At 72.6% G+C, this 22184-nt stretch carries 18 protein-coding genes; 9 read left to right on the top strand and 9 right to left on the bottom strand.

Annotation, left to right across the window (positions count from 1 at the left end; translation table 11 throughout):
- Positions 1–279: 279 nt before the first annotated feature.
- Together ACH4TP_RS16750 and ACH4TP_RS16745 are read left to right on the top strand one after the other, a co-directional pair.
- Positions 280–1314 carry a LacI family DNA-binding transcriptional regulator gene (locus tag ACH4TP_RS16750; RefSeq protein WP_389229920.1) on the top strand — a complete coding sequence of 345 codons (1035 nt, stop codon included), beginning with the start codon at positions 280–282 and terminating at the stop codon, positions 1312–1314.
- Positions 1315–1388: 74 nt separating this feature from the next.
- A complete protein-coding gene (locus ACH4TP_RS16745) occupies positions 1389–2303 on the top strand; it encodes a phosphatase PAP2 family protein (protein ID WP_398438348.1) in 915 nt (304 codons plus the stop codon).
- Here the strand turns inward: ACH4TP_RS16745 and ACH4TP_RS16740 are convergent.
- Positions 2287–3855, bottom strand: a complete 1569-nt coding sequence (locus ACH4TP_RS16740) for an amidohydrolase (protein WP_398438347.1) — start codon at positions 3853–3855, stop codon at positions 2287–2289. The genes ACH4TP_RS16745 and ACH4TP_RS16740 overlap by 17 nt on opposite strands.
- Entirely contained in the window at positions 3765–5312 is a 1548-nt protein-coding gene (locus tag ACH4TP_RS16735; protein ID WP_398438345.1) for an APC family permease, read from the bottom strand. The genes ACH4TP_RS16740 and ACH4TP_RS16735 overlap by 91 nt, the downstream gene beginning before the upstream one ends.
- A gap of 117 nt (positions 5313–5429) precedes the next feature.
- On the opposite strand from ACH4TP_RS16735, the gene ACH4TP_RS16730 reads away from it, so the two are divergent.
- Entirely contained in the window at positions 5430–6047 is a 618-nt protein-coding gene (locus tag ACH4TP_RS16730) for a TetR/AcrR family transcriptional regulator (RefSeq protein ID WP_389229932.1), read from the top strand.
- Here the strand turns inward: ACH4TP_RS16730 and ACH4TP_RS16725 are convergent.
- Both ACH4TP_RS16725 and ACH4TP_RS16720 read right to left on the bottom strand, forming a co-directional pair.
- Positions 6038–6448 (bottom strand): VOC family protein, encoded by a 411-nt coding sequence (locus ACH4TP_RS16725; protein WP_398438343.1) that lies wholly within the window; start codon positions 6446–6448, stop codon positions 6038–6040. The two genes, ACH4TP_RS16730 and ACH4TP_RS16725, sit on opposite strands and share 10 nt — an antisense overlap.
- Positions 6449–6563: 115 nt before the next feature.
- Entirely contained in the window at positions 6564–9551 is a 2988-nt protein-coding gene (locus tag ACH4TP_RS16720; protein ID WP_398438341.1) for a bifunctional [glutamine synthetase] adenylyltransferase/[glutamine synthetase]-adenylyl-L-tyrosine phosphorylase, read from the bottom strand.
- Between the two features lie 262 nt (positions 9552–9813).
- Between ACH4TP_RS16720 and ACH4TP_RS16715 the strand changes: the two genes are divergently transcribed.
- Positions 9814–11904 (top strand): PIG-L family deacetylase, encoded by a 2091-nt coding sequence (locus ACH4TP_RS16715; RefSeq protein ID WP_398438339.1) that lies wholly within the window; start codon positions 9814–9816, stop codon positions 11902–11904.
- Positions 11905–11929: 25 nt separating this feature from the next.
- On the opposite strand, the gene ACH4TP_RS16710 is transcribed toward ACH4TP_RS16715, so the two are convergent.
- Together ACH4TP_RS16710 and ACH4TP_RS16705 are read right to left on the bottom strand one after the other, a co-directional pair.
- Entirely contained in the window at positions 11930–12418 is a 489-nt protein-coding gene (locus ACH4TP_RS16710) for a GNAT family N-acetyltransferase (protein WP_398438337.1), read from the bottom strand.
- Positions 12419–12548: 130 nt separating this feature from the next.
- The gene (locus tag ACH4TP_RS16705; RefSeq protein ID WP_015033133.1) at positions 12549–13910 is read right to left on the bottom strand and encodes a glutamine synthetase family protein; all 1362 of its coding nucleotides are present in this window, start codon (positions 13908–13910) and stop codon (positions 12549–12551) included.
- A gap of 305 nt (positions 13911–14215) precedes the next feature.
- Here ACH4TP_RS16705 and ACH4TP_RS16700 point away from each other — a divergent pair, with 305 nt between their 5' ends.
- The 4 genes from ACH4TP_RS16700 to ACH4TP_RS16685 all read left to right on the top strand — a co-directional run bounded on the left by ACH4TP_RS16700 (position 14216) and on the right by ACH4TP_RS16685 (position 16485).
- Positions 14216–14578, top strand: coding sequence for a hypothetical protein (locus ACH4TP_RS16700; protein ID WP_389229947.1), 363 nt, complete (start codon positions 14216–14218; stop codon positions 14576–14578).
- A gap of 68 nt (positions 14579–14646) precedes the next feature.
- A complete protein-coding gene (locus ACH4TP_RS16695) occupies positions 14647–15324 on the top strand; it encodes a DUF3105 domain-containing protein (protein WP_389229950.1) in 678 nt (225 codons plus the stop codon).
- A 2-nt stretch (positions 15325–15326) separates the two neighbouring features.
- Positions 15327–15950, top strand: coding sequence for a DUF305 domain-containing protein (locus tag ACH4TP_RS16690; RefSeq protein WP_398438457.1), 624 nt, complete (start codon positions 15327–15329; stop codon positions 15948–15950).
- A gap of 115 nt (positions 15951–16065) precedes the next feature.
- Entirely contained in the window at positions 16066–16485 is a 420-nt protein-coding gene (locus tag ACH4TP_RS16685; protein ID WP_398177900.1) for a CBS domain-containing protein, read from the top strand.
- Between the two features lie 56 nt (positions 16486–16541).
- Here ACH4TP_RS16685 and ACH4TP_RS16680 read toward each other — a convergent pair whose 3' ends face one another.
- A complete protein-coding gene (locus tag ACH4TP_RS16680) occupies positions 16542–18020 on the bottom strand; it encodes an APC family permease (protein WP_398438334.1) in 1479 nt (492 codons plus the stop codon).
- A gap of 103 nt (positions 18021–18123) precedes the next feature.
- Here ACH4TP_RS16680 and ACH4TP_RS16675 point away from each other — a divergent pair, with 103 nt between their 5' ends.
- Complete coding sequence (locus tag ACH4TP_RS16675; RefSeq protein ID WP_398438332.1) at positions 18124–19878, top strand: NAD+ synthase; 1755 nt, start codon at positions 18124–18126, stop codon at positions 19876–19878.
- A 9-nt stretch (positions 19879–19887) separates the two neighbouring features.
- Here ACH4TP_RS16675 and ACH4TP_RS16670 read toward each other — a convergent pair whose 3' ends face one another.
- Together ACH4TP_RS16670 and ACH4TP_RS16665 are read right to left on the bottom strand one after the other, a co-directional pair.
- On the bottom strand, positions 19888–20895 hold the full coding sequence (locus ACH4TP_RS16670; RefSeq protein WP_389229965.1) for an endonuclease/exonuclease/phosphatase family protein: 1008 nt from the start codon (positions 20893–20895) through the stop codon (positions 19888–19890).
- Positions 20896–21124: 229 nt separating this feature from the next.
- A complete protein-coding gene (locus ACH4TP_RS16665) occupies positions 21125–21760 on the bottom strand; it encodes a TetR/AcrR family transcriptional regulator (RefSeq protein WP_389230531.1) in 636 nt (211 codons plus the stop codon).
- Between the last annotated feature and the right edge of the window lie 424 nt (positions 21761–22184).

The following is a 22184-nucleotide window of genomic DNA, read 5'->3' as shown; positions in this document are numbered from 1 at the left end:
CGCTCCCTCGCGGCGCTCCGGGTTGGCAGGAACGTAACAGGGATGAAAACGCGCCGAAAGGTCTTGCGAGAACTTTCTGCAAGGAACGGCGATCGTTACATTCACGTGTCCCTAAGGTTGCCGAAGGATCGCTTGACAGGGGAGAACAGCCCCCTTTCCCGCCCGAATGCCCCCGCAAGGAGCCCGCAAAGCCTGCAAGACCTTGCGCAAGCGGGCTGTCGTCACCGTCTGTGGGGCAGTGGTGGGCAATACGTCCCGTGACCGGTACAGTCCACCTTCATGACCGCGCGGCTCTCAGACATCGCAGCCCAGGCGGGGGTCAGTGAGGCCACAGTCAGCCGCGTGCTCAACGGCAAGCCGGGCGTGGCCGCCGCCACCCGCGAGTCCGTCCTTGCCGCGCTCGACGTGCTCGGCTACGAGCGGCCCGTACGCCTGCGCCAGCGCAGCGCGGGGCTCGTCGGCCTCATCACCCCCGAGCTGGACAACCCCATCTTCCCCGCCCTCGCCCAGGTCATCGGGCAGGCCCTGACCCGGCAGGGGTACACCCCGGTCCTCGCCACCCAGACCCCTGGCGGGTCCACCGAGGACGAGCTCACCGACATGCTGGTGGAGCGCGGCGTCGCCGGCATCATCTTCGTCTCCGGACTGCACGCCGACACCACCGCCGACATGACGCGCTACGACCAGCTGCGCGGCAAGGGCGTCCCGTACGTCCTCCTCAACGGCTTCTCCCCCAAGGTCCAGGCGCCCTTCGTCTCGCCCGACGACCGGGCGGCGATGAAGCTGGCCGTGACGCACCTCGCCGCGCTCGGGCACACCCGGATCGGTCTCGCCGTCGGCCCGAAGCGCTTCGTGCCGGTGCTGCGCAAGATAGAGGGCTTCCAGCAGGGCATGCGGGAGCGTCTCGGCCTGTCCCCCGAGGAGTCCGAGGCGCTGATCCAGCACTCCCTCTACACCCTGGAGGGCGGTCAGGCCGCGGCGGGGGCGCTGATCTCCCGCGGCTGCACGGCCGTCGTCTGCGCGAGCGACATGATGGCGCTCGGCGCGATCCGGGCGGCCCGGCAGCAGGGCCTGGACGTCCCCCGGGACGTCTCGGTCGTCGGTTTCGACGACTCTCCGCTCATAGCGTTCACCGATCCGCCGCTGACCACGATCCGGCAGCCGGTGCAGGCGATGGGACAGGCCGCGGTCCGCGCGCTCCTGGAGGAGGTGGGGGGCACCCCGGCCCCGCACTCCGAGTTCGTCTTCATGCCTGAGCTGGTCGTTCGTGGTTCCACCGCCTCGGCTCCGGCGTCCGTGCGCCCTCCTTCCTGAGGGGGAGGGGATGCACCCGGAACCCGACGGAGGGATGATCGGTCGGGGGACGGGATCTGGCAGACTCTCTCGCTATGGGTGAAACGACCGTGAAGAGCTTGGACAGCCGGACGACCCCGTCGTCACCCATCGTGGCGGGCGAGGGAAGGTTCGCGCGCCTCCGCGCGCACACGCCCCGGCGTCCCACGATCTGGTTCGAGATCGCGCTCATCGCGGTGAGCTACTGGGTGTACTCGCTCACGCGCAACGCGGTGCCGGAGCAGAAGGCCGAGGCGCTCAGGAACGCCGACTGGATCTGGAAGACCGAGCAGTCCCTCGGCCTCGCCTTCGAGCACGCCGTCAACCACGCCGTGAACTCGGTGACCTGGCTGATCGTCTCGATGAACTACTACTACGCCACGCTGCACTTCATCGTGACCATCGGTGTGCTGGTGTGGCTGTACCGATGGCATCCGGGCCGTTACGCGGCGTTCCGCACGGTCCTGTTCGCCACCACCGCCGTCGCCCTGGTCGGCTACTACCTGTACCCGCTCGCGCCGCCCCGGCTCATGGACGGCCAGAACTTCGTCGACACCGTGCTGGTCCACCACACCTGGGGCTCGATGGCCTCGGGCAACCTCAAGCACGTGTCCAACCAGTACGCGGCGATGCCGTCGATGCACATCGGCTGGTCGCTGTGGTGCGGCGTCACCGTCTTCCTGCTCGCCCGGGCGCCCTGGGCGAGGATCCTCGGCCTGCTCTACCCGGCGGCGACCCTCGTCGTCATCGTCTCCACCGCCAACCACTTCTGGATGGACGCGGTCGGCGGCATGGTCTGCCTGGCCTTCGGCTTCTCCGTCTCCTACTTCTGGTACGGCTCCCGCCCGCACCGGCTGCCGCAGCTGGTGGAACCCGCGGCGTCGACGCCGCAGCGGAGCGGTCCGCCCCCGGCGGACGCGGGGACGGACCGTGCGAAGGACGACGCGGAGCCGATCAGCTCCAGTAAGTGATCCGGCCTCCGGCCACCGTCAGCCGGACCGGGGCCTCGGCCGTCTCGTCCGCCGGGGCCTGGACCGGGTCCACGGCGAAGGCGGTGAGGTCGGCCCGGAAGCCCGGGGCGATCCGGCCCGTGAGCGTCTCCTCCCCCGCGGCGAGCGCCGCATGCGTGGTCATGCCCTCCAGGGCCATCAGGCCGGTGAGCCCGTGGTGGGCCGAGGCGGCGCCGCGCGGGGCCCGGGCGGTGGCGAGGACCTGCCGGGCGTCGTAGTGGGCGATGGGCCAGTCGGAGCCGAGGGCGAGGTGCGCCCCGGCGTCGCGGAGGTCGCGGCAGCGCCAGGCGCGGGAGGCCCGCTCCTCGCCGAGCCGCCTGGACCATTCGTCGGTGTGGTCGGCGCGGGTGTACGCGGTGTGCGGGGGCTGCATGGAGGCGACGACTCCGAGGGCGGCGAAGCGGGCGAGCTGGTCGTCGGGGACGGTCTCGATGTGCTCGATCCGGTGGCGGGGACCACCCGTACCGAGGGCTTCGACGGTGTCGAGGACGTGGCGTACGGCGGCGTCGCCGATGGCGTGGGTGGCGGTGCCGACACCGGCGCGGTGGAGCCGGCGCACGGCGGCGGAGTAGGCGGCCGGGTCGGGCCAGAAGGCGTCGGTGCCCTGGCCGTGGCAGTCGGCGTGCTCCAGCCAGGCGGTGCCGCCCTCGACGGTGCCGTCCATGAAGAACTTCACGCCGCCGATCGCCCACAGGCGTCCGGCCCGCTCCTGGAGCCGTACGAGTCCGTCGAGCTCCTCGGCGGTGGCGCCGGGCATGCACCAGGGGGCGAGGCGGAGGCGGACCGGCAGCTCGCCGTCCTCCTCGATGCCGGCGAGCAGGCCGGGGACGTCGGGGCCGCCGAGGTCCATGACGTGGGCGGCGGTGAGGCCGGTGGCGGCCATGGCGGAGAGCAGCTCGACGAGCCGGTCGCGGCGCTCGGCGTACGGCTGGGCGGGCAGGACCGGGGCCATCAGGTCCATGGCGGCGTGCTCGACGAGGTGTCCGGTGGGGCGGCCGGCGGCGTCGCAGACGATCTCGGAGTGCTGGGCGAAGGTGCGGGGGCCTTCGATGCCGGCGGCCTTGAGGGCGGTGGCGCTGACGAGGACGGAGTGTCCGTCGTAGAGGCGCAGGTGGGCGGGGGCGCCGTCGAGGACGTCCTCGATCAGGTCGTGGTGGACGGGGCGGCCGCCGAAGGCGTTGTGGTCGAGGCCGTGGCCGAGGATCCAGCCGTCGCGGCGTTCGGCGGTGCGGAGGGCGGCGCGGAGTCCTTCGAGGTCGGTGACGGCCGAGAGGTCGGTGCCGGTGAACATCTCCAGGCCCCAGACGGGGTGGCTGTGGGCGTCGGTGAGGCCGGGGGTGAGGGTGGCTCCGGCGAGGTCGACGGTCTCGGTGCCGGGTCCGGCCCAGGCGCGGGCCTCGGCGTCGGTGCCGAGGGCGGTGATCAGTCCGCCATGGACGGCGACGGCGGTGTGACCGGTGAGCTCGGGGTCGCGGACGCGGGCGTTGACGAGGACGAGGTCGGGTGCGGACATGCGGGGTCTGTTCCTTCGACGGAGGGGTCGGTCGGTTCGGCGGCGAAGCGGGCGTAGGTCTCGGGGCGGGTGCGGCGGAGCCGGTGCGCGAGGAGGAGCCCGAGGAGGAAGACGGCGGGGGCGAGGGAGACCAGCACCGTGTTGACGGTGGTGGAGGCGCCGGTGAAGAGGTCGACGTGCGCGGTGACCAGGCCGATCGCCCCGGCGAGCAGGACGAAGGCGGCGGCGGGGGCGACGACCGTGCGGAGCGCGCCCTCGCGGTGGTCGGTCTTCCGGAAGAAGCAGGGCACGGCGAGCGCGGCGAGCAGCTGGAGCAGCATCAGGCCGATCATCCCGGGCGTGTTCACCCAGAGCAGGAGCTGCTGGTACGGGTCGGCTCCGGCGAGCGCGAAGGCGAGGACCACGAGGGCGCCGAGCGCGGTCTGGGCGGCTCCGGCCACGTACGGGGAGCGGTGGCGGGGGTGGATTCTGCCGAGGGCCTTCGGCAGGACGCCCTCCTCGGAGAGGGAGAGGGCGTAGCGGTTGATGGCGTTGTGGAAGGCGAGGAGGGAGGCGAGGACGCTGGTGATGATCAGCAGGTGCATCAGGTCGGCGGCCCAGGCTCCGACGTACGTGGTGATGGCGGCGAAGAAGAGGCCGCCGGGGTCCTCGGCGGCGGCCTGGACGACCTTGTCCTCGCCGAAGGCCTGGATGACGGTCCAGACGACGAAGGCGTAGAAGAGGCCGAGGAAGGCGACCGCGATGTAGGTGGCGCGGGGGATGGTGCGCTCGGGGTTCCTGGCCTCGCGCCGGTAGATGACGGTGGACTCGAAGCCGGTGAAGGCGGCGAAGGCGAAGGCGAGGACGGCGGCGGTGCCGCCGGTGAGGACGTGGGCGGGGGCGAGGCCGCCGATCGAGAGGCCGTGGGCTCCGCCGTCGATCAGGACGGCGCCGGCGAGGAGGACGAGGATGCCGGTCTCGGCGACGAGGAGGACGCCGAGGACCTTGGCGCCGAAGTCGATGGAGCGGTAGCCGCCGTACCAGATGAGGAGGAGCCCGGCGAGGGAGACGGGCAGCCAGGGTACGGGGTGGCCGAGGGCGGCGGCGGTGTCGGAGGTGGCGGAGCCGAGGAGTCCGTAGACGCCGATCTCCATGCCGTTGTAGCCGAGCATGGCGACGAGGGCGGCGGCGATGCCGACGGGCTTGCCGAGGCCGCGGGTGATGTACGCGTAGAAGGCGCCGGCGCTGCGGACGTGGCGGCTCATGGTGGTGAAGCCGACGGCGAAGACGGCGAGGGTGAGGCCGGCGAGGAGGTAGCCGACGGGGGCGCCGATGCCGCCGAGCAGGATGGCGACGGGGGCGACGCCGGCCATGACGGTGAGCGGGGCGGCGGCGGAGACGACGAAGAAGGAGATGTCGGCGGTGGTGAGGGTGCCGGTTCTCAGTCCTGGGGGCTCGTCGGAGGTGGGTGAGGACATGGCGGGGGAAGCCTTTCCGCGACAGGAAACCTAAAGGCTTTCGGTTTGCGCAATGTAGCCTCGCGTTCATCGATTCGGGAAGACCTGGACGAAGACCTGAACAGGGAGTGACGACTCATGGGCCGGCCGCGCAGACCCCTCCTCGACCGGGAGCGGATCACCACCACGGCGCTGGAGATCGTCGACGAGCAGGGGGAGTTCAGCGTCCCGCAGATCGCGAGACGGCTCGGGGTGCAGACGGCCTCCGTCTACCACCACGTGGACGGGCGGGACGGCATCGTCGAGCTGCTGCGCGAGCGGGTGGCCGCCGCGATCGACGGCTCGGCCCTCGACCGGGAGGAGTCCTGGGACGCCGCCATGGCCGCCTGGGCGCGCTCCTACCGGGCCGCCTTCGCCGCCCACCCGCGCGCGATCCCGCTGCTCACCACCTCACCGGTGCGCGCGCCGAAGGTCCTCGGCCAGTACGAGCGGGCCGTCGGCCGCCTGCTCGACGCGGGTTTCGCGCTGCCGGACGTCATGCCGGTGATCATCGCCCTGGAGAACATCGTCCTCGGCTCGGCCCTCGACATGGCCGCCCCCGAGGCGATGTGGGAGCTGGCCGACGAGACGGCCACCCCGCAACTGGCCCGTGCCCTCGGCGCGGCCCCGGAGGGCCGCACCGAGCAGGCCTTCGAGCTGGCCCTGACGGGCTATCTGGCCCATGTCAGGGGGCTGCTCGACTCGGATCAGCTGTAGGACTGGAGCTCGATCAAGTACCCCTCGGGGTCGCGGAGATGGGCGGTCCGCAGGCCGGGCCCCCACTCCGGGCGGTCGGTCGCGCCGAGCACGGAGGCCCCGCCGGACTCCAGGCAGCGGGCGAGGGCCTTGTCCACGTCGGCCACCCGCAGGACGAGCATCGAGGCGTCCTGGGCGGGCTCCGGCCGGGCCGGCAGCTCCCCGGTGCCGAGGACGGAGGCCATCGCGGCACGGTCGAAGAGCACCAGGACGGCCCGGCCGTCCGCCTCCCAGTTGGCGTACGGCCCGTCCGGCCCGCCCTTGTCGAGGACCGCGCCGGTCAGCGGCGGCAGGACCGCCGCGTAGAAGCGGAAGCAGTCGGCGAAGCGGCTGACGAGCAGACGGGGGTACGGGACGTCCACGGCGGGCTCCTCGGATGGTCGGGGCTACGAGGAGGCGGACGAGCCGCCCCCACCCCCGGCTCCCCGGAGCAACGGGCGCCGCTCCAGGGCCTGTTGTCCGGGGGCACCAGGGATGCTACGCCCCGTAGAACAGCTCCTCGACGACGGCCCTGGCCCGGCGGGTGATGCGGCGGTAGTCGTCGACCATCTCGCCGACGTGGCCCGGCTCGTACCCCAAGTACCGGGCCACCGCCGCGAGTTCGCGCGGATCCGAGGGGAAGGTGTCGCCGGGGCGGCCGCGGACCAGCATCACCGCGTTGCGCACGCGGGTGGCGAGGACCCAGGCCTCGTCGAGGGTCTGGGCCTCCTCCGTCGGGATCAGGCCCGCCGCGTGGGCGGCGGCCAGGGCCTCGCGGGTACGGGTGGTCCGCAGGCCCGGTTCGACCCAGCCGTGCCGCATCTGGAGCAGCTGGACCGTCCACTCGACGTCGCTGAGGCCGCCGCGCCCGAGCTTGGCGTGCAGGGTCGGGTCGGCGCCGCGCGGCAGCCGCTCGGACTCCATCCGGGCCTTGAGGCGTCGGATCTCGCGGACCGCGTCCTCGCCGAGGCCCTCCATCGGATACCGCAGCGGGTCGACGAGCTCGATGAACCGGTCCGCCAGCTCCCGGTCCCCCGCCATCGGCGCGGCGCGCAGCAGCGCCTGGCTCTCCCAGACGAGCGACCAGCGGCGGTAGTAGGCCTCGTACGACTTCAGGGTGCGCACCAGGGGGCCGTTCTTGCCCTCCGGGCGCAGGTCCGCGTCGATCAGCAACGGCGGGTCGGCCGTGGGGAGCTGGAGGAGCCGCCGCATCTCGGTGACCACCCGGTTCGCGGCCCTGGCCGCCTCCTGCTCGTCGACGCCCTCGCGCGGCTCGTGCACGAACAGCACGTCGGCGTCGGAGCCGTACCCCAGCTCGTGGCCGCCGAAGCGGCCCATGCCGATGACCGCGAACCGGGTCGGCAGCTCGTCTCCCCACTCGGCGCGCACGGCGGCCCGCAGGGCGCCGGCGATCGTCGCCGCGTTGAGGTCGGTGACGGCCTCCCCGACCCGGTCGACGAGCGCGCCGGGATCCTGCTCGCGGGGGTTGTCCTCGGTGCCGTACGAGCCGATGAGATCGGCGGCGGTGGTACGGAACAGCTCCCTGCGGCGCACCCCGCGGGCCGCCGCGACGGCCTGCTCGGCGTCGTCCGCGCGGCCCACCGCGGCCAGCACCTCCTGCTCCAGGTGGTCCCGGCCGCGCGGCTTCAGGCCCTCGGGGTCGCCGAGGATCGCGACGGCCTCGGGGGCGCGGAGCAGCAGGTCGGGGGCGAGGCGGCCGGCGGAGAGGACCCGGGCGAGGTTCTCGGCGGCGGCGCCCTCGTCGCGGAGCAGCCGCAGGTACCAGGGGGTCTTGCCGAGGGCGTCGGAGACCTTGCGGAAGCCGAGGAGCCCGGCGTCCGGGTCGGCCGAGTCGGCGAACCAGCCGAGGAGGACGGGGAGCAGGGTCCGCTGGATCGCGGCCTTGCGGCTGACCCCGGAGGCCAGGGCCTCCAGGTGGCGCAGGGCGGCGGCGGGATCGGCGTACCCGAGGGCTTCGAGGCGCTGTCCGGCGGCCTTGGGGCTGAGCCGGATCTCGCCGGGGGCGAGCTGGGCGACGGCGTCGAGCAGCGGCCGGTAGAAGAGCTTCTCGTGCAGCCGGCGGACGACGGCCGCATGCCGCTTCCACTCCTTGTTGAGCGCGGCGACCGGATCGGTGCGCAGGCCCAGGGAGCGGCCGAGGCGGCGCAGGTCGTCCTCGTCCTCGGGGACGAGGTGGGTGCGGCGCAGCCGGTAGAGCTGGATGCGGTGCTCCATGGCCCGCAGGAAGCGGTAGGCCTCGTCGAGCTGGGAGGCGTCGGCGCGGCCGACGTAGCCGCCGGCGGCGAGGGCGGCGAGCGCGTCGAGGGTGGTGCCGCTGTGCAGGGTGGCGTCGCTGCGGCCGTGGACCAGCTGGAGGAGCTGGACGGCGAACTCGACGTCCCTGAGGCCGCCGGGGCCGAGCTTGAGCTCGCGCTCGACCTGGGCGGCGGGGATGTTGTCGACGACGCGGCGGCGCATCTTCTGCACGTCGGGGACGAAGTTCTCCCGCTCGGCGGCCTGCCAGACGAGCGGGGAGACGGCGTCGATGTACTGGGCGCCGAGCTCCAGGTCCCCGGCGACCGCGCGGGCCTTCAGGAGGGCCTGGAACTCCCAGGTCTTCGCCCACCGCTGGTAGTAGGCGAGGTGGGAGGAGAGGGTGCGGACGAGCGGCCCGTTGCGTCCCTCGGGGCGCAGATTGGCGTCGACCGGCCAGATGGTGCCCTCGACGGTGGTCTCCGAGCAGATCCGCATCAGGTGCGAGGCGAGCCGGGTCGCGGCCTGGATCGCCTTGGGCTCGTCGGCGCCCTCCGCGGGCTCCCCGACGAAGATCACGTCGACGTCGGAGACGTAGTTCAGCTCGTGGCCGCCGCACTTGCCCATCGCGATCACCGCGAGCCGGCACATGGCGGCGTCGGCGGGTGCGGCCGTACGGGCGATGGCGAGCGCCGCGCGCAGCGTCGCCGTCGCCAGGTCGGCGAGCTCGGCGGCGGCCTGGGCGACGTCGGTGGTGCCGCACACGTCACGGGCCGCTATGGCCAGGAGGCAGCGGCGGTAGGCGACCCGCAGCGACAACGCGTCGGTGGCCTCGGCGAGCCCCCGCTCGAACTCGGCGACCCCCGGATGCAGGTCGGCCGCCTCATAGGTGACGAGGGACTCCCAGTCGCGGGGGTGCCGGGCCAGGTGGTCCCCGAGCGCCTCGGAGGCGCCGAGCACCCCGAGGAGCCGGTCCCGGAACGGCTTCGCGGAGAGCAGCGTGGCGATGAGGGTCTGCCGCTCCGTCTCGGGCTGCGCCTCCACCAGGCGGACCAGTCCCCGCAGGGCGAGATCGGGGTCGGCGGTGGCGCCGAGGGCGTCGAGGAGGACGGAGTCCCCGCGCAGCGCGGACAGCTCGGGCCCGTCGAGGAGCGCTTCGGCCCCCGAGGGGTCGGTGAACCCGTGCCGCAGCAGACGTGAGAAAGTACTGCTCCTGCGTCCCGGCACCGTCATTCCGCCGCTCCCTCCGAGCAGGTCCAAGACCCGGGACGAACCCCGGAAGTCGAGCCTATCCGCAGCGGGGGCCCGGGCGCCCAGGGCCCGTCCCCCTCGGCCGGAGGACGGGCGCCGGGCCCGCGGATCGCGGCGGGCCGCCCGTGACATCTCGCACATCGGTCGCCTTTCGGTCCGATGAACCGCATCATCCGAAAGTCCGTCTTGTCTTCCGCGGGACCTCCCCGCCCGTCCGCCCCCTTGTGAAAGCACGCCACCGAAGATGCTCCGCCCCCTCCGCCCCATGCGCCGCCCCGCCCTCCCGTCCCGCCGCAGGACCGCCGCGACGGTGGTGACGGCCGCCCTGGTGGGCGGCGCCTGCGTCGGGCTCCTCACGGTGTCGGGGACGCCGGACGCGGCGGCGGGGTCCTCGGCGAAGGCCCCGGGGGCGCACCCGCCGGTGAAGGCCCTGCCGGTCGAGGCGCACGGGAAGCCCGCGGCGGGCGGCGGCTCCCCGGTCTCCGTGGTGCAGATCGTGGCCCACCCGGACGACGACCTGTTCTTCATGAACCCGGACGTCTCCCAGTCCCTGCGCTCCGGCAGCCCCCTCACCGGCGTCTACCTCACCGCCGGCGAGTCCGACGGGATCAACTCGCGCCCCCGCGACCGCGGCCTGGTCGCCCCCGACAAGGCGGGGTACGCCGAGGCCCGGCAGAACGGCATACGCGCCGCGTACGCCGAGATGGCGACGGGCAGCAGGACCAGCGCCTGGGACCGGGAGGCGATACCCACGGCCGGCGGCGGGTGGGCCGAGCTGGACACCCTGCGCGCCCGGCCGCAGATCAAGCTGATGTGGCTGCAGATACGCGAGGCCGGTGCCATCAACGGCGACCGGCCGCACAGCCTCCACGGCCTCTGGGACGGCCGGATCACCGCGCTGGAGTCCCAGCGCTCCGCCGGCACCCCGGTCGCCGCCGACTTCGCCTATACGAAGGAACAGGTCGTCGCCACGCTGACGGGGATCCTGGAGCGGTTCCGGCCGACCTTCGTCCGGATGCAGGACCCGAGCCCCGGCACGTACCCGAAGAGCGGGGCGTTCCGGGACCACCAGGACCACCTGTACGGGGCGCGGTTCGCGCAGGCGGCGCTCGCCCGGTACGCGGAGCTGCCCGGGCACCCGCACGTGAGCGTGCAGAACTACCTGGGCTACCCGACCTCCGCCCTGCCGCACACCCTCGACCCGGCGGCCGCCGAGACGAAGCTGGAGTCCCTCAAGACGTACTCCTGGCTGGACGGCGTCCACGACTGCGAGGCCGACGCGGGCTGCGGCGACCTGAAGGTGTCCGTGCGGCCCACCGGGCGGGGCTGGACGAAGACCGTCCGGTACGCCCGGGGCACCTCCACCTCCTGGGTCCAGCGCGACCCGGAGGGCGGGCTGCATGCCTTCTCCGTCCTCGACGGGCGCCTCGCGACCTGGCGGAAGCCCGCCGACTCCGTGCTCTGGCAGGGCCCCGAGCTGCTGCCCGGCGGCGGCCTCGACAGCGGCGTCACCTCCGTGACCCTGCCCGACGGCCGGACGGCCGTCTACGGCACCCGCACGACCCTCGGCGCGGCCGCGGCCGACTACCGGCGCGAGGTGGTCACCACCGTCCAGTCGGCCCCCGGCGGCGCCTTCGGCCCCTGGCGCTCGCTCGGCACCCCCGAGCGGGACGACGCCTCCGGCTCCTCGGACATCAGCGCGCCCGCCGTGACCGTGGCTCCCGACGGCCGGGCGGTCCTGGTCCTGCGCGACAGCCTGCACCGGCTGACCGCCCGTGAGCAGCGGGCCGACGGCGACTGGGGGCCGTGGCGGTCCCTCGGCGGCGCGGAGGTGTACGGCGACCCGGTGGCGGCGACGGACGCGACCGGCCGCGGGTACGTCTTCGCCAGCACCCCGACCACCGTCCTCGCCTGGGCCGCACAGGCCCCCGGCGGGCTGCTCGCGGGTCCGGTACGGACCGGTCTGCCGGCCACGACCCTCGCCCTCAGCGCGAGCCCGGCCCCCGACGGCGACGGCGTACGCCTCTGGTTCCGCAAGCCCGCCTCCGGCGACCTCCGCAGCGCCGACTTCTCCGGTACGGACCCCGTCTCCCCCGTCACCGAGCTCCCCGGCACCGGCGTCGCCGGCTTCGGCCCCGTCAGCGGCGGCTCCACGCTCCTCGCGGTCCGCTCCCGCACCGGCTTCCTCGCCACGGCCCCCCACGGCCGCGCCGGCACCCGTCCCGTCTGGACCCTCGACAGGTTCCTCTTCTCCGGCGCCCCGGACGCGGGCACGGACGGGGTGGCGGCGATCGGCCTGGACGGCCGCCTCCACTGGACACCTGCGCCCCGCTGACCGCCCCCCGCGCGGGCGTGAGGCGCTAGAAGCCCAGGTAGAAGTGGCGGAGCTTGTCGTCCTCCGCGACGCACCGCATCCCGGCCGCCTCCATCACCCGGTGCGAGTCCGGGTTGTCCCGGTCGGCATCGCCCTTCACGCCGGTGGCGTCGGCCGTCCGGGCGACCTCCAGGAGCGCCCGCAGCGCCTCGGAGGCGTACCCGTTCCCCCGTACCCCCGGGACCAGTCCGTATCCGATGGTCGCGACGCCGATCTCGTCCGGCGGCCCGTGGAAGCCGATGCCGCCGACGGCCACGCCGTCGAGCCGTATCTCGTACGTCCGGAACACCCCCGGGTCGCCGCGCTCGGCGACGCCCCGCAGGAAACCGGTGTTCGCCCGGACGTCCCCGTCACCGGGATAGCCCTCTCCCCAGAGGTCCCCGTCCCCGGGCTGCCGGGCGACGATGCGCTCGGCGTGGGCGACGGTCATCGGGTGCAGCACGAGCCGCGCGGTGGCGACTGGTTCGATCTTCACCGCGGCAGTCTGAACCGCCCCCGGGGCCCCGGGCAACGGGTTTACCCCCGGGCCGCCCGGCGCCGCGGCCGGGCGGTGCCCTCACGGGCCCGCCCGGTCGGCGCGCGTGGGCAGGGCTCCCTCGGCGCCCTTAGAGGACCGGCAGGTTCTTACGCAGCTCGAAGGCCGTGACCTCGGAGCGGTACTCCTCCCACTCCTGCTTCTTGTTGCGGAGGAAGAAGTCGAAGACGTGCTCGCCGAGCGTCTCCGCGACCAGCTCGCTCTTCTCCATCAGGGCGATCGCCTCTCCCAGGTTCTGCGGGAGCGGCTCGATGCCCATCGCGCGGCGCTCCGCGTCGGAGAGGGCCCAGACGTCGTCGTCGGCGCCGGCCGGGAGTTCGTAGCCCTCCTCGATGCCCTTGAGGCCGGCGGCGAGGAGGACCGCGTAGGTCAGGTAGGGGTTGGCGCCCGAGTCGATGGAGCGGACCTCGACGCGGGAGGAGCCCGTCTTGCCCGGCTTGTACATGGGGACGCGGATGAGGGCGGAGCGGTTGTTGTGGCCCCAGCAGATGTACGAGGGGGCCTCGCCGCCGGAGCCGGCGGTGCGGGAGGAGCCGCCCCAGATGCGCTTGTACGAGTTGACCCACTGGTTGGTGACGGCGGAGATCTCGCCCGCGTGCTTGAGGAGGCCCGCGATGAAGGAGCGGCCCACCTTCGACAGCTGGTACTCGGCGCCCGACTCGTAGAAGGCGTTCCGGTCGCCCTCGAAGAGGGAGAGGTGGGTGTGCATGCCGGAGCCCGGGTAGTCCGAGAACGGCTTCGGCATGAACGTGGCCTGCACGCCCTGTTCGAGCGCCACCTGCTTCATGACCAGGCGGAAGGTCATGATGTTGTCGGCGGTGGAGAGGGCGTCGGCGTAGCGGAGGTCGATCTCCTGCTGGCCGGGCGCGCCCTCGTGGTGGGAGAACTCCACCGAGATGCCCATCGATTCGAGCATGGTGATGGCCTGGCGGCGGAAGTCCATGCCGACGTTCTGCGGGGTGTGGTCGAAGTAGCCCGAGTTGTCGGCCGGGGTGGGCCGGGTGCCGTCGAGCGGCTTGTCCTTCAGGAGGAAGAACTCGATCTCGGGGTGGGTGTAGAAGGTGAAGCCGAGGTCGGATGTCTTGGCGAGGGCCCGCTTGAGGACGTAGCGCGGGTCGGCGAAGGACGGCGAGCCGTCGGGCATGAGGATGTCGCAGAACATCCGGGCCGTGCCCGGGGCCTCGGCGCGCCACGGCAGGATCTGGAAGGTGCCCGGGTCCGGCTTGGCGATCATGTCGGACTCGTACACCCGGGCGAAGCCCTCGATCGCGGAGCCGTCGAAGCCGATGCCCTCGTCGAAGGCCTGCTCCAGTTCGGCGGGGGCCACGGCCACCGACTTCAGGAAGCCGAGCACGTCGGTGAACCACAGACGTACGAAGCGGATGTCGCGCTCCTCGAGCGTACGGAGCACGAATTCCTGCTGCTTGTCCATTTCCACACCCATCCTCGCTGGTCAGGCCGCCTGCTCCCACCGCCTCCGGTGCATCGGGGGGCACCTGAGCATCCCACCACATGATTTCGCGCACGTTGCACACCCATAGTGCCTGCTCGGGTGTGACTCAGGTAACGGGGGAACGTTCCGATCCGGGTGACGGTCCGGGGGACGGAAGGTGTCGTGTCCACGCGCTCTTCGCTACCGAGTGGTACCCCGTTCGGCCCATCGGGGGCTCTCTCCCACTACGATCTGCGCCCATGGGGGCCTCACGGCTCGTACGCCTGTCCCGACACGCGCGTCCCATGGCACTGGCGAGTGCCGTGGCGACGCTCCTCGCCGCGCTCTTCCTCTGTCTGGGGACGGGGCCGGACGGGGGACGGGCCCACCATCCGGAGGGCCCGGCGAAGGCCACGGCGGTCACCGCCGTCGCTGCCGCCACCGCCGCCGCAACCGGTGAGTACACCTGCCCGTACGACCGCGGCGGCTGCTCCCTCTTCCCCTCGCTCTCCCCCGCGGTGCTCAGCGCGCCCCCGCTCGACCCCCCGCTCCACGCGGAGGGCGGGGCGCCGCGTCCCGCGCCGCCCTCCGGTGAGGGGCCGACGCGCCGCTCGGACGCCCGGCCGCGCGCGCCGGACCTGCACGTCCTTCAAGTTCTCCGGACATAGCCGGGCGCCCCGCCCGCGCGTGTCCACCCCCGAACTCCACCCCACTCCTGAAGAAGGACGACATCACCATGGCTTCCCGCACTTCCGCCACCGCCGACCGCCGCGCCCGAATAGAGGAGATGCGCCGCGCCGAGCAGGCCCGTGAGCGCCGCAACCGCGTGCTCACCATCGGCATCTCGACCGTCGTCGTGCTGGGCCTCGTCGGCTTCGGCACCTTCGTGCTGATGAAGAAGTCCGACCAGCAGGACGCGAAGGACGCCGCCGCGAAGGCCCCCATCGCGGGCGAGAAGTCCTGGGACCCGAAGAAGCTCGGCCGCAACCACGTCCAGACGGCCGTGAAGTACGAGATGGAGCCGCCGGTCGGCGGTGACCACAACCCGGTCTGGATGAACTGCGACGGCGTGGTCTACGACAAGAAGATCGCCAATGTGAACGCCGTGCACTCCCTGGAGCACGGCGCCGTCTGGGTGACGTACAACAAGAAGGCCTCCCCGGCCGACGTGAAGGAGCTGGCCGCCAAGGTCGGCAAGACCAAGTACTCGCTGATGAGCCCCGTGGACGACCAGGCCGGGGCGATCATGCTGTCCGCCTGGGGCAAGCAGGTGACCGTGGACGGGGCGAAGGACCCGCGCGTCGACGCGTTCTTCACCAAGTACGTCCAGGGTCCGCAGACCCCGGAGCCGGGCGCGGCCTGCACCGGCGGCCTGGACGCCAGCGGTCAGGGCGGTACGGGGATGGGCCAGTGAGGATCGACCGTACGCGGCTGGCGGCGGTCAGCGCCGTCGCCCTGGCGGTGCTGTTCGCCGGGGGCGCGGTCACCGTCGCCTCCGCCGACCGCGACGAGGCCCCGGCCACCCCGGTCTCCTCCTCGGCGGACGCCGGTTTCGCCCGGGACATGGCCGTCCACCACCAGCAGGCCGTCGAGATGTCGTTCATCGTCCGGGACCGGACGAAGGACGAGGAGGTCCGGCGCCTCGCGTACGACATCGCGAACACGCAGGCCAACCAGCGGGGCATGATGCTCGGCTGGCTCGACCTGTGGGGGCTGCCGAAGAACCAGTCCGGGGTCGAGCCGATGGCCTGGATGGGCATGGGCGACATGGGCGGCACGGGCGACCCGGACGGGGCCGTGATGCCGGGCATGGCGACCAACGCACAGCTCGACGAGCTGCGCAGGGCCAGCGGCCGGGAGGCCGAGGTGCTGTACCTGAAGCTGATGACCGCGCACCACAGGGGCGGGGTCCACATGGCCGAGGGCTGCGTCCAGAAGTGCTCGGTGGACATCGAGCGGAACCTGGCGCAGGGCATGGTCGACGCGCAGAGGTCCGAGATGGCGCTGATGGCGGACATGCTGAAGGAGCGCGGGGCCTGATCCGCGGGACGGCCCGGCCCCCGCGACCGCTGCGGTCGCGGGGGCCGGGCCGCGCGCCGACAATGGGTGGGCTCGGGGAGTTCGTACGACACGTTCGACGAAAGGTACGCACCCCATGACCACGGCGAAGGACATCATGCATCCCGGGGCCCAGTGGATCCCGGCACACGAGACGCTCGACCGCGCCGCACAGATGATGCGCGACCTGAACGTGGGCGCACTGCCCATCGCCGACCAGAACGAACGGCTGACCGGCATCATCACGGACCGCGACATCGTCGTCGGCTGTGTGGCCATGGGCCACGACCCGTCGAAGATCACCTGCGGCGACATGGCGAAGGGCACCCCGCGCTGGATCGAGGCGGACGCGGACGTGGGCGCCGTCCTGGAGGAGATGGAGAGCCACCAGATCCGCCGGCTGCCCGTCATCGAGGACAAGCGGCTCGTCGGCATGATCAGCGAGGCCGACCTCGCCCAGCACCTGACGGACGAGCAGCTCAAGGCGTTCTGCGCGAGCGTCTACGCCGCTTCCTGACCACCCGTGCGGCCCGGTCGCGCCCTTCGCGGGGCGGCCGGGCCGTGGCGCGTCCGTCAGGGCGCCGCGGTGGGTTCCCGGTGGTCGGGGTGGACCCAGCCGGGCTTGCGGTACTTGAGGAGGGCGGCCGGGATGACGAGGCCGAGGAGCAGCAGGCCGCCGCCGACGATCAGCAGGTAGCGCCAGAGCGGCTGGTCGCCGAACTGGTCGGGCGGGACGAAGCCGATGACGAGCGCGGCGACGGAGGCGACGAAGCCGATGCCGGCGACCCACTCGACGGCGGGGACGCGGAAGCCCCGGTCGACCTCCGGCTGGGACCTGCGGAGCTTCACGACCGCGACGAACATCAGCAGGTAGGCGATGAGGTAGATCTGCACGGTGATGACGGAGAACATCCAGTACGCGCTGGAGACGTCGTCGCTGAAGGCGTAGAGGACGCCGATCAGGGTGGTGACGACGCCCTGCGCGATCATGATGTTCTGCGGGGCGCCGTCCTTGTTGAACTTCTGCAGGGAGGGCGGCAGATAGCCCTCCTGCCGGGAGAGCAGGACGAGGCCCTTGGCGGGGCCGGCGAGCCAGGTGAGCATCCCTCCGAGGGCGGCGCAGACCAGCATGATGCCGACGACCTTGGTCATCCAGCCGATGGAGAAGTGGTCGAAGAAGGCCTGGAAGGCCTGCATCAGACCGGCGGTGAGGCTGAGCTGCTCCGAGGGCATGACCCAGGCGATGGCGAGGGCCGGAAGGATGAAGATCAGCAGGACGAGGCCGGTCGCCAGGAACATCGACTTCGGGTACTCGCGCTTGGGCTCGCGCAGCGAGGAGACGTGGACGCCGTTCATCTCCATGCCCGCGTAGGACAGGAAGTTGTTGACGATGAGGACCAGGCTGGCGAGGCCGGTCCACGGCGGGAGCCAGTGGTCGGCGCTCATGGGCTGGGCGGAGGGGTTGCCCTGGCCGAGGAAGACGATGCCGAGGGCGACGAGCAGCACGCCGGGGATCAGGGTGCCGACGATCAGGCCGAAGGAGGAGAGGCCGGCGATCGTCTTCGTGCCGCGCGAGGAGATCCAGACCCCGGACCAGTAGATGACGATGATGACGATGGCGACGTAGAGCCCGTTCTCCGCGAGGGAGGGGTCGATGACGTACGCGAAGGTCGAGGCGACGTACGCGAGGAGGCTCGGGTAGTACGCGATGGTCATGGCGAACTGGCACCAGACGGCGAGGAAGCCGAGGGGCTTGCCGAGGGCCTCGCTGACCCAGCGGTAGATGCCGCCGGACCAGCCGGAGGCGAGCTCGGCGCCGACGAGGGCGGTGGGGAGCAGGAAGACGAGGGCGGGGAGCAGGTAGAGGAAGATCGCGGCGAGTCCGTAGATGGCCATGGACGGCGAGGGCCGCAGGCTGGCGACGGACGCGGTGGTCATGAAGGCGAGCGTCAGCCAGCTGATGAACTGTCTCTTGGTGCCGTCGTCCGGCGGGGCCGCGGTGTCGGTCGCGGTGGGCCGTGCCGACTCCGCCGGTTCGTCAGTGGTCGTCATGGGGCCATGATCAGCGGGGTGCGGCCGCCCCGCACGTCGGCGGCGGGACACGGACCGGTCGTATCCCAGGACATAGCGTCGGTCTGACGATTACACTGGGCGGGTGCCTCAACTACGCCTCGCACTGAATCAGATCGACTCGACCGTCGGAGACATCGCCGGGAACGCCGAGGCGATCGTGCACTGGACCCGGCATGCCGCCGGGCAGGGCGCGCATCTCGTCGCGTTCCCCGAGATGGCGCTGACCGGATATCCCGTCGAGGACCTCGCACTGCGCTCCTCCTTCGTCGAGGCCTCCCGGACGGCCCTGCGCGGGCTCGCCCGGCGCCTCGCGGACGAGGGCTTCGGGGAGCTGCCGGTCGTCGTCGGCTACCTCGACCGCTCCGAGCGGGCCGAGCCGCGCCTCGGCCGGCCCGCCGGGTCCCCGGAGAACGCCGCCGCCGTGCTGTACGGCGGCGAGGTGGCCCTGCGCTTCGCCAAGCACCACCTGCCGAACTACGGCGTCTTCGACGAGTACCGCTACTTCGTGCAGGGCGACACCCTGCCGGTGGTCCGCGTCCACGGCGTCGACGTGGCCCTGGCGATCTGCGAGGACCTCTGGCAGGAGGGCGGCAGGGTGCCGGCGGCGCGCAGCGCCGGGGCCGGGCTGCTGCTCTCGGTCAACGCCTCGCCGTACGAGCGGAACAAGGACGACACGCGCCTCGAACTGGTCCGCAAGCGGGCGCAGGAGGCCGGGTGCGTCACCGCGTACCTGGCGATGACGGGCGGTCAGGACGAGCTGGTCTTCGACGGCGACTCGATCGTCGTGGACGCGGCCGGCGAAGTGATCGCGCGCGCCCCGCAGTTCGTGGAGGGCAGCGTGATCCTCGACCTGGAGCTTCCGGCGGCCTCGGCGGACGCGCCCGAGGGCGTGGTCGACGACGGGCTGCGGATCGACCGGGTGGTGCTCTCCGAGGAGCCGCTGCCCGCGTACGAGCCGGAGCTGACGGGCGGTTACGCGCACCGGCTCGACGACGACGAGGAGGTGTACTCGGCGCTGGTGATCGGACTGCGGGCGTACGTCGCGAAGAACGGCTTCCGCTCGGTCCTCGTCGGCCTGTCCGGCGGCATCGACTCGGCGCTGGTCGCGGCCATCGCCTGCGACGCGCTCGGCGCGGACCAGGTGTACGGCGTGTCGATGCCCTCGAAGTACTCCTCCGACCACTCGCGCGGCGACGCGGCCGAACTGGCCCGCCGGACCGGGCTGCACTTCCGCACCGTGTCGATCGAGCCGATGTTCGACGCGTACATGGGGGCGCTCGGGCTCACCGGTCTCGCCGAGGAGAACCTCCAGTCGCGGCTGCGCGGCACGACGCTGATGGCGCTCTCCAACCAGGAGGGCCACATCGTCCTCGCGCCCGGCAACAAGTCGGAGCTGGCGGTGGGCTACTCGACGCTGTACGGCGACTCCGTCGGCGCGTTCGGCCCCATCAAGGACGTCTACAAGTCGGACGTCTTCCGCCTCGCGCGCTGGCGCAACCGGGCGGCCGAGGAGCGCGGCCAGACCCCGCCGATCCCGGAGAGCTCGATCACCAAGCCGCCCAGCGCCGAGCTGCGCCCCGGCCAGGTCGACACGGACTCGCTGCCGGACTACGAGGTCCTGGACGCGGTCCTCGCGCTGTACGTGGACCGCGACCAGGGCCGGGACGCCATCGTGGCCGCCGGCTTCGACGAGGAGCTGGTGACGCGGACGCTGCGGATGGTGGACACGGCGGAGTACAAGCGGCGCCAGTACCCGCCGGGCACCAAGATCTCGGCGAAGGGCTTCGGCAAGGACCGCCGCCTCCCGATCACGAACCGCTGGCGGGAGGCGACGTAGGGACGGGTCTCAGAGCTTCACGCGGGCCGCGACCGGCAGGTGGTCGCTGTTCGTCTCCGGCAGCGCCCAGGAGGACACCGGCTCCACGCCCTTGACCATGATCTGGTCGATGCGGGCCATCGGGAACGAGGCCGGCCAGCTGAAGCCGAAGCCGTCGCCCGCCGCGCCCTGGGTGGAACGCAGCTGCGAGGTGACGGCGTTGAGGGCGCGGTCGTTCATGGTGCCGTTGAGGTCGCCGAGGAGGACGATCCGCTCGTGCCGGTCGTCGGCGATGGCCTCGCCGAGGGCGTTGGCGCTGGTGTCGCGCTGGGTGGCGGTGAAGCCGGCGTTCAGCTTGACCCGTACGGAGGGGAGGTGGGCGACGTACACCGCCACCTCGCCCTTCGGGGTGACGACCGAGGCGCGCATGGCGCGGGTCCAGCCCATGTGGATGTCGACGGGCTGCGCGGCGCGCAGCGGCAGCTTGCTCCACAGCCCGACGGTGCCCTGGACGGAGTGGTACGGGTAGGTCTCGGCGAGGCCCTTCTCGTAGACCGGGACCATGTCGCCCTTCAGCTCCTCCAGGGCGAGCACGTCGGCGCCGGAGGCGGCGAGCGCGCGGGCCGTGCCCTCGGGGTCGGGGTTGTCGGCGTTCACGTTGTGCGTGGCGACCGTCAGGTCGCCGCCCGGGGCCGACTTGTCGGCGACGAGACCGCCGAAGAGGTTCAGCCACACCACGGCCGGCAGCAGCAGGGCGATCAGCGCGGTGGCCGAGCGGCGCAGGAGGGCGAGCACGAACAGGAGCGGCACGAAGAGGCCGAGCCAGGGCAGGAAGGTCTCGGTGAGGCTGCCCAGGTTGCCGATCCGGTTGGGGATGTCGGAGTGGAACACCATGAGCAGGGTCAGCGCCACGGCGACCACGGCGAGCAGGATGCCTCTGCGCCAGATCCCCCGGTCGTGGCGGAGCCCGCGGAGAGCGGCCTGGAACCGGGACCGGGGACGCTCGTTCCCCGCGCCGTAGGGGTCGGTATCCGTCATGTCCACCCGCGCCATCGCACTGTCCTCACTGCCTTGCCGTCTTGCCGTACCGCTGTCCCGCTCCGTGACCCGACGTCGACACTAGGCGATGACGGGTCCGTCGTACTCCCCGAGGGACGACACGGGCGCGTGGCGGGTTCCTGCTGGTGGCGCGGGCGGGCAGGCTGTGACAGAACGCGCACATTCGTACGGTTCAGGGGCGGGTTCAGGGGCGGGTTCAGGGGCGGGTTCAGGGCCGGGGGCGCATGCCCTCCATGACGGCGTCGACGACCCGCTCGGCGAGGCCGGGGTCCAGGTCGGCGCCGGGCCGGATGACGGTACGGAGGAGCAGGGGGCCGGTGAAGAGGTCGTGGACGAACTCGACGTCGAGGTCGTCGCGGATCTCCCCCAGCTCCATGCCGCGCCGCACGGTGTCGAGGCCGAGGCGGCGGCGCGGTTCGATGACGGTGTTCTGGTAGGCCTCCCACAGCTTCGGATAGGCCTGCATCTGCGAGAACACGTTGTGGAGCAGGGCGGAGGACCGCTTGGCGAGGCCGCGCTGCCGCAGCATCTCCAGGAGCATCACGAGGTCGTCCCGGACGGAGGTGCCGGTGAGCACCGGGTCCGGGGGTTCGAGGGAGCGGAGCAGCTCCACGAAGAGCTCCTCCTTGCCGGGCCAGCGGCGGTAGATGGTGGCCTTGCCGACGCCTGCGGTACGGGCGATCCGCTCGATGGACAGCTCGGTGAGCGGCACGCCCTCCTCCAGGAGGCCGACGACCGCCTCGAAGATCGCCTGCTCCACCGCCTCGGACCGCGGCCGCCCCCGGCGGGGCGCCACCGGCTCGGCGTCCTGGGGTCCGGACTCCCCGCTGCCCTCCAACGACACGCGCACTCCCTCTCTCCTCCGCTCCATCCCTACCCCCGATTCTCTCGCGTCCTCCCCGCCGCCCCCGTTGCGGGCGCGCGCCCCCCGTGGCGGGCCGCACCCGCCCCCGTTGCGGGCCGCACCCGCCCCCGTTGCGGGCCGCGCCCCGCCCGTTGTGGGCAATCGTTCCGCAGGGCGGAACGGGTGGGCACAACGGACCCGCGCCCTGCCGGCGCCAGAGGCTTACGCGCCTGAGCCCGCACCCCGTGCACAGCTCCCTGGTGGTGCGGGTCCAGGCGCGGAACGCGGAGGCGCCGCTGAGGGCGCCGTCCCGTGTGCCCACCCGTCCCGCCCCAGCGGGACGATTGCCCACACGGGCGGGGGCGAAGCCCCAGGCGGGTGCGGGCCCCGCACGGGGCGGGGGCGAAGCCCCAGGCGGGTGCGG

Source organism: Streptomyces sp. NPDC021012 (assembly GCF_044333355.1).
GTDB lineage: Bacteria > Actinomycetota > Actinomycetes > Streptomycetales > Streptomycetaceae > Streptomyces.
This window is presented reverse-complemented; position numbering and strand designations above follow the sequence as displayed.